We start from the raw sequence: 12,727 nt of genomic DNA on the forward strand, positions 1-12,727 counted from the left end.
GTATACTGCGCAGATGTTTTTCCCAACGGCTTTGCGTCCGCGATACGCCAAATGGCTGATCGCAACCGGACTCTTCCTGGTGCTCGGTGGCTGTGTTGATAAACCCAACACACTCGAGCGCGTAAAGGAGGATGGTGTGCTGCGGGTGATTACCCGTAACAGCCCCGCCACCTACTTTCAGGATCGCAGCGGTGAAACCGGCTTCGAATACGAGCTGGTGAAGCGCTTTGCCGACGATTTGGGGGTCGAGCTGAAGATCGAGACCGCCGACAACCTCGACGATCTGTTCAACCAGATCGGCAAGCCGAACGGCCCGGTGCTGGCGGCGGCTGGGCTGGTCAGCAGCGAGGATCGCAAGAAGCAGGTGCGCTTCTCCCACTCCTACCTCGAAGTCACCCCGCAGATCATCTATCGCAACGGCCAGTCGCGCCCTACCGATCCCGGTGATCTGGTCGGCAAGAAAATCATGGTGCTCAAGGGCAGCACCCACGCCGAACAACTGGCGGAGCTGAAAAAGAAGTTTCCGGGCATCGAATACGAAGAATCCGACGCCGTTGAAGTGGTCGACCTGTTGCGCATGGTCGATGAAGGCCAGATCGACCTGACGCTGGTCGACTCCAACGAAGTGGCAATGAACCAGGTGTACTTCACCAACATCCGCGTGGCCTTCGACCTCGGCGATGCGCGCAGCCAGAGTTGGGCGGTGGCCGCCGGCGAAGACAACAGCCTGCTCAACGAGATCAACGCCTACCTCGACAAGGTGCAGAAAAACGGCACCCTGCAGCGCCTGAAAGACCGGTATTACGGCCACGTCGATGTCCTCGGCTACATGGGCGCCACCACCTTCGCCCAGCACTTGCAGCAGCGCCTGCCCAAATACGAACAGCACTTCAAGACCTACGCCAAGAAAGAGAAAGTCGACTGGCGCCTGCTGGCGGCCATCGGTTATCAGGAATCGCTGTGGCAACCGGCGGTCACTTCGAAAACCGGTGTGCGCGGTCTGATGATGCTGACCCAGAACACCGCTCAGGCCATGGGCGTGTCGAACCGACTCGATCCCAAGCAGAGCATCATGGGCGGCGCGAAGTACCTGGCCTACATGAAGGATCAGCTCGACGAATCGATTCAGGAGCCGGACCGCACCTGGTTTGCCCTGGCGGCGTACAACGTCGGCAGCGGTCATCTCGATGACGCACGCAAACTGGCGTCCCGCGAAGGCCTGAACCCGGACAAGTGGCTGGACGTGAAGAAGATGCTGCCGCGCCTGTCGCAGAAGCAGTGGTACAGCAAGACCCGCTATGGCTACGCCCGGGGCGGCGAGCCGGTGCATTTCGTGGCGAACATCCGTCGCTACTACGACATCCTGACCTGGGTAACCCAGCCGCAGCTTGAAGGCGATCAGGTGGCCGAGGGTAATCTGCATGTACCGGGGATCGACAAGTCAAAACCCGCGCAAGAACCTGCCCCGCTCTAACAAACACCACAAAAACCAATGTGGGAGCGAGCCTGCTCGCGAAGGCGTCGTGTCAGTCGACATCATCGCTGACTGATACACCGCTTTCGCGAGCAGGCTCGCTCCCACAGGGGTCATGCGTTGACCTTTAGCCTTTGAGCGCAGCCGCCAGAATCAGCGCTTTCATCTCGGACACTGCCGACTTGAACCCGACGAACAACGCATGCGCCACCAGCGCATGGCCGATGTTCAGTTCATTGATGCCCTTGATCGCCGCCACCGCTTCGACGTTGTGATAATGCAGGCCATGCCCGGCATTGACGATCAGGCCCTGCGCCAGACCAAACGCCACGCCGTCCGCCACACGCTTCAACTCTTCAGCGACCTCAGTCGGGGTTTCGGCATCGGCGTAACGCCCTGTGTGCAACTCGATCGCCGGTGCACCAACGCGTTTCGACGCGGCGATCTGGCGCTCGTCGGCATCGATGAACAGCGACACTTCGCTGCCGATCTTCGACAGACGCTCGACCGCTGCCTTGATTCGCTCCTCCTGCCCCGCTACGTCCAGACCGCCTTCAGTGGTCAGCTCCTGACGGGTTTCCGGGACGAGGCAGATGTGCGCCGGACGGATGCGCTCGGCGAACACCATCATTTCTTCGGTAACGCCCATTTCGAAGTTCATGCGGGTCTGCAGCACGTCCTTGAGCAACAGCACGTCGCGCTCCTGAATGTGCCGACGGTCTTCGCGCAGGTGCACGGTGATGCCGTCGGCGCCCGCCTCTTCCGCGTCCAGCGCTGCCTTGACCGGATCCGGGTAGCGTGTGCCACGGGCCTGACGCAAGGTGGCGACGTGGTCGATGTTCACGCCAAGAAGAATGCGATTGCTGGTGGTCACGGATGCGCTCCTGAATTTAGAGATTCGGCGCACAGCATACGGGGTGATCAGGGCTTGCGAAACAGTTCGCGACTGACAAGCGGACGACCGCCCAAGTGAACTGCCAGTGCTTGACGCATCAGACGTTTGGCGGCTGAAAGTGCGCCGGGGGCTGACCAGTCAGCTTCGGCCATGGCCAGCAATTCAACACCGTTGAACAGACCAGGTTGCAGCAGGTAAACGCGCTCAAGGCCAGCGTCCACTTGCAAACGATAAAGACCGTCCGGCGCGACCGGTTCGCTGTGGATATCGGTATTCAGGGAGAAGCCGTAACCGAGATCGTCCAGCAGACGCCATTCGAAGGAGCGCAACAACGGCTCCAGCGGACGACCTTCGGCCAGCGCCAACAGCGTGGCTGCGTAGTGATCGAACACCGCCGGGTGCGGGTCTTCGGCGGGTAGCAGACGGATCAGCAATTCATTGAGGTAGAGGCCGCTGAACAGCGCCTCGCCGATCATCCAGGTCGCATTGCCGGCACTTTCCATGCGCCCGACGTTCTTCAACTCACCCTTGCCACGAAACTCGACTTCCAGCGGCACGAACGGTCGCGCCAGTGTCCCGGCCTTGCCCCGCGCACTGCGCAATACCGCCCGCAGCCGCCCTTGCGGCGTGAGGAAGTCGACCAGCGCGCTGGTTTCGCGGTAGGCGCGCGAATGCAGGACGTAGGCGAGTTGGGCGGGAGGTGGGGTTTGCGACATGGAGTTCTCGATGAAGAAACGCAGTTTTTACACACCACCCAAAAACCAAATGTGGGAGCGAGCCTGCTCGCGAAAGCGGAGTGACAGTCAACATCAATGCTGAATGTTACATCCCTTCGCGAGCAGGCTCGCTCCCACAGTGGGTATCGGTGTTCTCTGGAACGGTGATTACAGGTCGCCGTAACCCAGCGAACGCAAAGCACGCTCGTCGTCAGACCAGCCGCCCTTCACCTTCACCCACAGGTTGAGCATGATCTTGGAGTCGAACAGCAGCTCCATGTCCTTGCGCGCTTCGGTGCCGATGCGTTTGATGCGCTCGCCCTTGTCGCCAATGATGATCTTCTTCTGGCCGTCACGTTCGACGAGGATCAGCGCATGGATGTGCAGGGTCTTGCCCTGCTGCTTGAACTCTTCGATCTCGACGGTGATCTGGTACGGCAGCTCGGCGCCCATTTGGCGCATGATTTTCTCGCGCACCAGTTCGGCAGCGAGGAAACGGCTGCTACGGTCGGTGATCTGGTCTTCCGGGAAGAAGTGATCGTTCTCCGGCAGATGATCGGCGATGACCTTTTCCAGCGCGTCGAGGTTGTGCCCGTGCTGCGCGGAAATCGGGATGATCTGTGCGTTCGGCAGCTGTTCCTGCAACCACGACAGGTGCGGCATCAGCTCGGCCTTGTCTTCGATGCGGTCGGTCTTGTTCAGCGCGACGATCAGCGGGCCGGTCACGTACTGCACGCGCTCCAGGACCATCTGGTCCTCTTCGGTCCACTTGGTGCGGTCGACCACGAAGATCACCACGTCGACGTCTTTCAATGCTGCCGAAGCGGTTTTGTTCATGTAACGGTTCAGAGCCTTTTCGCCACCCTTGTGCATGCCGGGGGTGTCGACGTAGATCGCCTGCACGTCACCCTCGGTCTTGATCCCGAGCATGTTGTGGCGGGTGGTCTGCGGCTTGCGCGAGGTGATCGCGAGCTTCTGGCCGAGGATGTGGTTGAGCAACGTCGACTTGCCGACGTTGGGACGGCCGACGATGGCAACGTAGCCACAGCGAGTTGCGTTTGTATCAGTCATTGCCATTCTCCACGCCCAGGGCAATCAGTGCTGCGGCGGCCGCTACCTGTTCGGCAATACGGCGGCTCACACCCTGACCTCGGCTTTTTTCATTCAATAAGACCACTTCGCACTCGACGAAGAAGGTACGGCAGTGCGGTTCACCCTGGATATCCACCACTTCATAGCGTGGCAGTTCGCAACCGCGCGATTGCAGGTGTTCCTGCAGGCGGGTCTTGGGATCCTTGTTGGTGTCGACCAGCGTCAGGCCTTCGAACTCACCGGCCAGCCAGGCCAGTACGCGCTCGCGAGCGACGTCCATGCCGGCATCCAGGTAGATCGCACCGATCAGCGCTTCGAGGGCATCGGCCAGGATCGATTCGCGACGGAAGCCACCGCTTTTCAGTTCGCCCGAGCCCAGACGCAGGTAGTCGCCCAGGTCGAAACCACGGGCCAGCACGGCCAGTGTCTCACCCTTCACCAGGCGTGCGCGCAAACGCGACAACTGGCCTTCGCGGGCCAGCGGGAAGCGATCGAACAGCGCCTCGCCGGCGACGAAGTTGAGGATGGCATCGCCGAGGAATTCCAGGCGTTCGTTGTTACGCCCGGCAAAGCTGCGGTGCGTGAGGGCCAGCAGCATCAGCTCCTGATCCTTGAAGGTGTAACCGAGCTGGCGCTCGAGACGGCTTAGAGAAACGCTCACGGTTTACCCACGCTGAGTTCGTGGCTGGATTCCACTGCCATCGCCGGGTTACGGCGCAGGCCTGGGACAATTAACGCTGTGTTCAAAAATGACGTCCTGAATATCGTGGCTTCATGCCCTGGTGCCGATTTGTGTCGACTCCAGAAATGCATTCGGCGCTGTGGTCAACAGCGCCGTGATTGATTACTTGATCAGGCCAACCCGCGAGAAATTCGGCAGGTGGCTGAGTTTCGGTTCCGGCCAGCTCATCCAGACAGCGAAGGCTTTGCCGACGATATTCTGGTCGGGAACCATGCCCAGCAGATCCTTGGGAATGTTCGGGTCATCCCAGTAGCGACTGTCGTTGGAGTTGTCGCGGTTGTCGCCCATCATGAAGTAATGGCCGGCCGGCACGGTCCAGGTATGGTCCGGGGTCGCACGGTAGCGGCTCATTTCCTTGCGGATCAGGTGCTCGGCAGCGCCGAGTTTTTCCTTGTAGAGCTCCGCGCTGCCCAGCGTGCCCGGCTCGGAGCCGACCAGTTGCTCGGCAATCGACTCGCCATTGACCAACAGACGCTTGTCAGCGGTGTAACGCACCGTGTCGCCCGGCAGGCCGACTACACGCTTGATGTAGTTGACGTTCGGGTCGCTCGGGTAGCGGAACACCATCACATCGCCACGCTGTGGATCACCGACTTCGATGACTTTCTTGTCGATCACCGGCAGACGGATCCCGTAAGAAAACTTGTTCACCAGAATGAAGTCGCCAACGTCCAGGGTCGGTTTCATCGAGCCGGACGGAATCTGGAACGGTTCCACCAGGAACGAACGCAGCACCAGCACGATGAACAGCACCGGAAAGAACGACTTGCCGTATTCAACCAGCAACGGCTCTTTGTTCAGCTTCTCGACCACCACGGGCTCGGGCTGGCTGACACTGCCTTGATAAGAGGCAATGGCAGCACGCCGACGCGGCGCCAGGAACAGCAGATCGAGCAACGCCAACAGGCCGCAGACGAACACGGCGATGACCAGCAACAGCGGGAAATTTAGTGACATAGGACCTGACTATTCCAACCTGAGCACGGCAAGGAAGGCTTCTTGTGGAATTTCCACGTTGCCGACCTGCTTCATGCGTTTCTTACCGGCCTTTTGCTTTTCAAGCAGCTTTTTCTTACGGCTTACGTCACCGCCGTAGCATTTGGCCAATACGTTCTTTCTGAGTGCCTTGACGGTTGTCCGGGCAACGATCTGACCGCCAATGGCCGCCTGGATCGCCACGTCGAACATCTGACGAGGAATCAGTTCTTTCATCTTCTCGGTCAACTGGCGACCTTTGAAGTGCGAATTGTCACGGTGCACGATCAACGCCAGGGCGTCGACCTTGTCACCGTTGATCAGCACGTCCAGTTTCACCAGATTAGCCGATTGGTAACGATCGAAATGGTAATCCAGCGAAGCATAGCCGCGGCTGGTGGATTTGAGACGGTCGAAGAAGTCCAGGACCACTTCGTTCATCGGCAGGTCGTAGGTCACTTGTACCTGATTGCCGAGGAACAGCATGTCGACCTGTACGCCGCGTTTCTCGATGCACAGGGTGATGACGTTGCCCAGGTGCTCCTGCGGAACCAGGATATTGGCCCGCACGATCGGCTCGCGCATGTCTTCGATGGCCGACACATCCGGAAGCTTGGATGGGTTGTCGACGTAAATCGTTTCACCGGTTTTCAGCACCAGCTCGAAAATTACCGTTGGCGCGGTGGTGATCAGGTCCAGGTCGTATTCGCGCTCGAGGCGCTCCTGGATGATCTCCATGTGCAGCATGCCGAGGAACCCGCAACGGAAGCCGAAGCCCAGTGCGTCGGAGCTTTCCGGGGTGTACTGCAGCGACGAGTCGTTCAGGGTCAGTTTCTGCAGCGCTTCGCGGAAGTCCTCGAAGTCGTCGGAGCTGACCGGGAACAGACCGGCATAAACCTGTGGCTGGATGCGTTTGAAACCGGGCAGAACCGGGACATCCGGAGTCGAGCTCAGGGTCAGGGTGTCACCAACCGGCGCACCGTGAATGTCCTTGATGCTGGCGATGATGAAGCCCACTTCGCCGGCCTTGAGGTCAGCGGTAGCAGTGTGTTTCGGGTTGAATACACCGACGCTGTCGACCAGGTGGATCTTGCCGGTGGATTTCACCAGGATCTTGTCGCCCTTTTTCACGCGGCCATGACGCACGCGCACCAGGGAAACAACGCCCAGGTAGTTGTCGAACCAGGAGTCGATGATCAACGCCTGCAGCGGATCTTCGATGTTGCCGGTCGGCGCAGGAATGGTCGCAACCAGACGTTCGAGCACTTCGTCGACACCCAGGCCGGTCTTGGCGCTGCAGGTGACGGCGTCGGTGGCGTCGATGCCGATGATCTTCTCGATCTCGTCCTTGACGCGGTCCGGCTCGGCCTGTGGCAGGTCGATCTTGTTCAGCACCGGCATGACCTCGAGGCCTTGCTCGATGGCGGTGTAGCAGTTGGCCACGGACTGGGCTTCAACACCCTGACCGGCATCGACCACCAGCAACGCCCCTTCACACGCGGCCAGGGAACGGCTGACTTCGTAGGTGAAGTCGACGTGGCCCGGGGTGTCAATGAAGTTCAGCTGGTAGGTGACGCCATCTTTGGCTTTGTAATAGAGGGTAACGCTATGGGCCTTGATGGTGATCCCGCGTTCGCGCTCCAGATCCATGGAATCCAGTACCTGGGCTTCCATTTCACGCTCGGCCAGGCCACCGCACATCTGGATGAAACGGTCAGCCAGCGTCGACTTGCCATGGTCAATGTGGGCGATGATGGAGAAATTGCGGATATGACTCAAATCACTCACGGATCAACACTCAAAAAGGCTGCAGGCTTGGCCCGCCGAAAAATAGCCGGGAATTGTACCTGATACACGGCGCAAGCGTCACGTTCGCCTGTCACCCCGATTGCATACGAAAACGCCCCGATCTGTCGACCGAGGCGTTTTCGCGGTTAAAGCGTTGGCAACAACGCGACCATCAACCGGCCCGTCGCAGCAACCAGACACCCGCCAGCGCACAGACCGTGGCCGGCACCAGCACCGCGAACAGCGGCGAGAAACCGAACACCAGGCTCGATGGGCCGAGCAGATCCTGGACAATGCGGAAGGTGAAGCCCACCAGCACACCGGTGAACACCCGCTGACCAAGAGTCACCGAGCGCAACGGGCCGAAGATGAAGGAGATCGCCATCAGTACCAGCGCAGCGGTCACCAGCGGCTGCAACACCTTGACCCAAAATGCCAGCCAGTAACGGCCATTGCTCAGGCCCTGGTCCGCCAGATAGTGGATATAGCCCCACAGACCGGAAATCGACAGCGACTCAGGCGCCATCACTACCGTGTTGAGCAATTGCGGACTCAGCGACACGTCCCACTCCTCGCTCGGCGCATTCAGCACTTCGGTGCTGCGCTCGTGGAACACCGTGGTGGTCACGTCGCTGAGCAGCCAGCGCTTGCCGTCGAACTCCGCACGCTTGGCAAAACTGGAGCTGAGCAGGTGACGCTCTTTGTCGAAGTGATAGCGGGTCACGCCATACAACAGACCGTCGGGTTGCACGGCGTTGATATGGATGAACTCCTCACCCTGACGGTGCCACATGCCGTGCTTGGCACTCTGCGCGTCGCCGCTGCCTTGCGCCAGCGAGCGATTGGCCTGGGCCATGCTTTCGGTGGCCGGTGCCACGTATTCGCCGATCAGCACGCCGGCCAGCATCAGCACCAGCATGGGCTTCATGACCGCCCAGACGATGCGCCCGATGGACACACCCGCGGCGCGCATGACCGTCAGCTCGCTGCTGCTGGCCAGACTGCCGAGGCCGATCAGGCAGCCGATCAGCGCGGCCATCGGCAGCATTTCATACAGGCGACGCGGTGCGGTGAGCAGGACAAAGCTCAGCACATCGGTCAGCGTGTAGGTATCGCTGACGTCGCTCATCTCGTCGATGAAGGCAAACAGGGTCGCCAGACCCAGAATGATCGCCAGCACGGCGATGATCGCCATGAACACACTGCTGCCGATGTAGCGGTCGAGTTTAACCACGGGCCACCTCCAGCGCAGCGCTGCGACGGCTGGCCAGCTTCAGGCGCATCGGCTCCCAGTACAGCAGGCCAAGACCAATGGCCAGGAAGATCCCGTGCACCCACCACAGGCCGAGAGCCGGCGGGATCTTGCCTTTTTCGAGGGCGCCGCGGGCGGCAATCAGGATGGTCAGGTAAGCCATATAAAGAAGAATCGCCGGCAGCAGCTTCAGGAAACGGCCCTGACGCGGATTGACCCGCGACAGCGGCACCGCCATCAGGGTCACGATGAACACCAGCAACGGCAGCGAAATCCGCCATTGCAGCTCAGCCCTGGAACGCTCGTCGTCGGCGCCCAGCAGGGTCGAGGTCGGGATCGCGTCACGGTCGGTGACTTCGTCACTGGCATCGGGTTTTGGCAGCAATACACCGTAGGTATCGTATTTGATCGCCCGGTAATCGGCCTGCCCCGGGCTGCCGTCATAGCGATAGCCGTTGTGCAGGATCAGGTAGCGGTTGCCGTCCGAGTGAACTTCCTGACGGCCCTTCTCGGCCACCAGTACGGAAATCCCGCGGTCCTTCTGATTGGCCCCGAGATTTTTCTGCGAGATGAACACGCCGCCGAGGTTGACGCGATCGTCGGTCAGGCTTTCGGTGTAGGTCACTCGGGTACCGTCACGCAACGCCTGGAAACGGCCAGGCTCGAGGGTATCGAACTCGGTCAGGGCGTCCTGCTTGTTCAGCAGCAGCTGGAACTGGTTGGCGCCTTGCGGGGCCAGGCTCAGGCTCAGCCACGCCACCACCAGTGCCACCAGCGTCGCCGGGAACAGGGTCATGCGCAGCAGACGCTGCTGACTCATGCCGGTGGCCGAGAGCACGGTCATTTCGCTTTCGAGGTACAACCGGCCATAAGCCAGCAGGATCCCGAGAAACAGGCCCAACGGCAGGATCAGCTGCATGAAACCCGGCAGACGGTAACCCATGATCAGGAACAGCGATCCCGGATCGAGTTGGCCCGCAGCGGCCTGGGCAAGGTATTTGATGAAGCGACCGCTCATGATGATGACCAGCAGCACGGCGCTGACGGCGCTCAGGGTCAACATCACTTCACGGGACAGATAACGGAAGACGATCAAACCAGACACTCCAGGGTTGTCAGGCTAAGGCGGCCAAACAAGCAAACGTTTCGAGCGACCCGCAAGGCAGAGCCGTCGAAAAAAGATGCGGCATTATCCTGTGATTGAGGGCGCCTGTCACTGCGCACACTCACCCAAGCGTGTAATCGGTTGAAGATCGTGCCGCCGAGGGTTGTCAGGCGCAGGGAGCGAGGTTCAAACTGCCGCCTTTGTCGCAGGCACTGGCCTGCGTCTCTTCTATCTATAAGCAGGCGACTGCGGACACCGTCGAACGCCTGTGTGTTGACCATTCATTCAGGGATCCGGACATGGAACTGGTTGTAAAAAGCGTTAGCCCAGAAACGTTGAAAACCGCCACCCTGGTGGTTGCCGTCGGCGAAGGCCGCAAACTCGGCGTCGCCGCCAAACAGGTCGACGAGCTGAGCGGTGGCGCGATCAGCGCCGTGCTCAAGCGTGGCGATCTGGCCGGCAAGGTCGGTCAAAGCCTGTTGCTGCACAGCCTGCCGAACCTCAAGGCCGAGCGCGTGCTGCTGGTCGGCGTGGGCAAGGATGAAGAACTGGGCGACCGTCCGTTCCGTAAAATCGTTGCCGGCATCCTCAATACCCTGAAAGGTCTGGGCGGCAGCGACGCCGTGCTGGCCCTGGATGAAATCATCGTCAAGAACCGCGACAGCTACGGCAAGACCCGTCTGCTGACCGAAACCCTGGTGGACGGCGAATACACGTTCGACCAGTTCAAGAGCCAGAAAGCCGAACCGCGCGCCCTGAAGAAAATCACCCTGCTGACCATCAAAGCCGCTCAGGCCGAAGTGCAGCGCGCCGTGACCCACGCTACCGCGATCGCCAACGGCATGGCCTTCACCCGTAATCTGGGCAACCTGCCGCCGAACATCTGCCACCCGACCTTCCTCGGCGAACAGGCAAAGAACCTCGGCAAAGAGTTCAAGGATCTGAAAGTCGAAGTCCTCGACGAGAAGAAGATCAAATCCCTGGGCATGGGCTCGTTCTACGCCGTCGGCCAAGGCAGCGCCCAGCCGCCGCGCCTGATTGTCATGCAATACAACGGTGGCAAGAAATCCGAGAAGCCTTACGCGCTGGTCGGTAAAGGCATCACCTTCGACACCGGCGGCATCAGCTTGAAGCCGGGCGCCGGCATGGACGAAATGAAGTACGACATGGGCGGCGCGGCCTCGGTGTTCGGCACCCTGCGTGCCGTGCTTGAATTGAAGCTGCCGATCAACCTGGTGTGCATCCTCGCTTGCGCGGAAAACATGCCGAGCGGCAACGCCTCACGTCCGGGCGACATCGTCACCACCATGAGCGGCCAGACCGTGGAAATCCTCAACACCGACGCCGAAGGCCGTCTGGTGCTGTGCGACGCCCTGACCTACTCCGAGCGCTTCAAGCCGCAAGCGGTGATCGACATCGCCACCCTGACCGGTGCCTGTGTGGTTGCACTGGGCGCCCACACTTCGGGCCTGCTGGGCAACAACGACGAACTGATCGGCCAACTGCTCAGCGCCGGTAAAGCCGCTGACGACCGCGCCTGGCAACTGCCGCTGTTCGACGAATACCAGGAACAACTGGACAGCCCGTTCGCCGACATCGCCAACATTGGCGGGCCGAAGGCCGGCACCATCACTGCCGCGTGCTTCCTGTCGCGCTTCACCAAGAACCTCAACTGGGCGCACCTGGACATCGCGGGCACCGCGTGGACCAGCGGCGGCAAGGACAAGGGCGCCACCGGCCGTCCGGTTCCGCTGCTGACCCAATACCTGCTGGACCGCGCCAAAGCCTGAAACCAATGAACCTGGGCGGCGTCACTTTGCGGTGACGCCGTTCAAGGCTCAGGAACCGCAATGACCAAAGTCGACTTCTATATCCTGCCCAGCGCCGATCCTTCGGCTCGTCTGGACTTTGCCTGCAAGCTCACCGAGAAAGCCTGGCGCATGGGTCACCGCATCTACCTGCATTGCAGCGATGCCGCTCAGCGTGACGATCTCGATGCACGCCTGTGGGCGTTCAAGGGCGAAACGTTCGTGCCGCACGGCGCTGCCGAGAGCGAACCAGACGGCTTGATCGTGCTGGGACTGAGCGCGGACTGCGGCGAGCATCAGGATTTGCTGGTCAACCTCGACCTGAAAGTACCGGCCTTCGCCAGCAAATTCGCCCGCGTGGCGGAAGTGGTGGTGGAAGATCCGACGATTCGCGCGGCGGCACGGGAGAGTTTCCGTTTCTACCGCGAACAGGGCTATCCTCTGCAAGATCACCGTTTACAGCGACTCTGAGTACGCCGATGGACACTCCAAAACCGCTGCAAAAGCCTGCACACCTGCTGGACGATCTCGAATCGATCCGCCAGTTGCTCGGCGATGACAACCTGCAACCGCCCTTGCTGACCGACACGGTCGAGGATGGCGAACAGGAACAGATTCCGATGCTGTTCGAGTCCGTCGACGCCACGCCGCCGACCCTCGAACCACCACCGGTTCCGGCCCCGGCACCTGCTGTAGCACCTGTGGACAAAGGCCCGGACGCCCTGCTGCATCTGGACAGCGAACTGCGCGCCGCCGCGCAATTGATCATGCAGGACGTGATCGACGACTTCGCGCCGCACATCGAAACCGAAATCAAACGCCGCCTCGAGGCGCGGATGGAACGGTTGCTCAGCCAGTACGAATAACGTTCCCGTAGGAG

12 protein-coding genes are annotated in these 12,727 nt (G+C 60.6%); 4 read left to right on the forward strand and 8 right to left on the reverse strand.

Annotation, left to right across the window (positions count from 1 at the left end; genetic code table 11):
* Positions 1 to 13 precede the first annotated feature (13 nt).
* Positions 14 to 1,474: a membrane-bound lytic murein transglycosylase MltF gene (gene mltF / locus BW33_RS23095; RefSeq protein ID WP_081794246.1), complete on the forward strand. Its 1,461-nt coding sequence runs from the start codon at positions 14 to 16 to the stop codon at positions 1,472 to 1,474.
* A gap of 127 nt (positions 1,475 to 1,601) precedes the next feature.
* Here mltF and pdxJ read toward each other — a convergent pair whose 3' ends face one another.
* The 8 genes from pdxJ to lptF form a co-directional block, all read right to left on the reverse strand.
* A complete protein-coding gene (gene pdxJ, locus BW33_RS23100) occupies positions 1,602 to 2,348 on the reverse strand; it encodes a pyridoxine 5'-phosphate synthase (RefSeq protein WP_047601399.1) in 747 nt (248 codons plus the stop codon).
* Positions 2,349 to 2,395: 47 nt separating this feature from the next.
* Positions 2,396 to 3,085, reverse strand: coding sequence for a DNA repair protein RecO (gene recO / locus BW33_RS23105; protein WP_047601401.1), 690 nt, complete (start codon positions 3,083 to 3,085; stop codon positions 2,396 to 2,398).
* A 168-nt stretch (positions 3,086 to 3,253) separates the two neighbouring features.
* The gene (era, locus tag BW33_RS23110) at positions 3,254 to 4,156 is read right to left on the reverse strand and encodes a GTPase Era (RefSeq protein WP_003221935.1); all 903 of its coding nucleotides are present in this window, start codon (positions 4,154 to 4,156) and stop codon (positions 3,254 to 3,256) included.
* Positions 4,149 to 4,838, reverse strand: coding sequence for a ribonuclease III (gene rnc, locus BW33_RS23115; RefSeq protein WP_024011703.1), 690 nt, complete (start codon positions 4,836 to 4,838; stop codon positions 4,149 to 4,151). Before rnc ends, era begins: the two co-directional genes overlap by 8 nt.
* Positions 4,839 to 5,021: 183 nt before the next feature.
* Complete coding sequence (gene lepB / locus BW33_RS23120) at positions 5,022 to 5,876, reverse strand: signal peptidase I (RefSeq protein WP_007965160.1); 855 nt, start codon at positions 5,874 to 5,876, stop codon at positions 5,022 to 5,024.
* A 9-nt stretch (positions 5,877 to 5,885) separates the two neighbouring features.
* Positions 5,886 to 7,682: a translation elongation factor 4 gene (lepA, locus tag BW33_RS23125; RefSeq protein ID WP_003221926.1), complete on the reverse strand. Its 1,797-nt coding sequence runs from the start codon at positions 7,680 to 7,682 to the stop codon at positions 5,886 to 5,888.
* Between the two features lie 172 nt (positions 7,683 to 7,854).
* Positions 7,855 to 8,916: an LPS export ABC transporter permease LptG gene (lptG, locus tag BW33_RS23130; RefSeq protein WP_047601403.1), complete on the reverse strand. Its 1,062-nt coding sequence runs from the start codon at positions 8,914 to 8,916 to the stop codon at positions 7,855 to 7,857.
* The gene (lptF, locus tag BW33_RS23135) at positions 8,909 to 10,030 is read right to left on the reverse strand and encodes an LPS export ABC transporter permease LptF (RefSeq protein ID WP_047601404.1); all 1,122 of its coding nucleotides are present in this window, start codon (positions 10,028 to 10,030) and stop codon (positions 8,909 to 8,911) included. Before lptF ends, lptG begins: the two co-directional genes overlap by 8 nt.
* A 308-nt stretch (positions 10,031 to 10,338) precedes the next feature.
* Between lptF and BW33_RS23140 the strand changes: the two genes are divergently transcribed.
* From BW33_RS23140 to BW33_RS23150, 3 genes are read left to right on the forward strand one after another with little or no spacing between them, the layout of a single operon-like run.
* A complete protein-coding gene (locus BW33_RS23140) occupies positions 10,339 to 11,829 on the forward strand; it encodes a leucyl aminopeptidase (protein WP_047601405.1) in 1,491 nt (496 codons plus the stop codon).
* A 60-nt stretch (positions 11,830 to 11,889) separates the two neighbouring features.
* Positions 11,890 to 12,318, forward strand: coding sequence for a DNA polymerase III subunit chi (locus BW33_RS23145; protein WP_047601406.1), 429 nt, complete (start codon positions 11,890 to 11,892; stop codon positions 12,316 to 12,318).
* 8 nt (positions 12,319 to 12,326) lie between these two features.
* Positions 12,327 to 12,713, forward strand: a complete 387-nt coding sequence (locus BW33_RS23150; RefSeq protein WP_047601408.1) for a hypothetical protein — start codon at positions 12,327 to 12,329, stop codon at positions 12,711 to 12,713.
* The last annotated feature ends 14 nt before the right edge of the window (positions 12,714 to 12,727 follow it).

It is taken from the genome of Pseudomonas sp. RIT288 (assembly GCF_000631985.1).
In the GTDB taxonomy this organism is placed as follows: Bacteria; Pseudomonadota; Gammaproteobacteria; order Pseudomonadales; family Pseudomonadaceae; genus Aquipseudomonas.

Excerpts from the sequence above, each read along its gene's own strand:
- era (WP_003221935.1), bottom strand. The coding sequence starts at position 4,156 with ATGACTGATACAAACGCAACTCGCTGTGGCTACGTTGCCATCGTCGGC.
- recO (WP_047601401.1), bottom strand. The coding sequence starts at position 3,085 with ATGTCGCAAACCCCACCTCCCGCCCAACTCGCCTACGTCCTGCATTCG.
- lepB (WP_007965160.1), bottom strand. The coding sequence starts at position 5,876 with ATGTCACTAAATTTCCCGCTGTTGCTGGTCATCGCCGTGTTCGTCTGC.
- BW33_RS23140 (WP_047601405.1), top strand. The coding sequence starts at position 10,339 with ATGGAACTGGTTGTAAAAAGCGTTAGCCCAGAAACGTTGAAAACCGCC.
- BW33_RS23150 (WP_047601408.1), top strand. The coding sequence starts at position 12,327 with ATGGACACTCCAAAACCGCTGCAAAAGCCTGCACACCTGCTGGACGAT.
- BW33_RS23145 (WP_047601406.1), top strand. The coding sequence starts at position 11,890 with ATGACCAAAGTCGACTTCTATATCCTGCCCAGCGCCGATCCTTCGGCT.
- mltF (WP_081794246.1), top strand. The coding sequence starts at position 14 with ATGTTTTTCCCAACGGCTTTGCGTCCGCGATACGCCAAATGGCTGATC.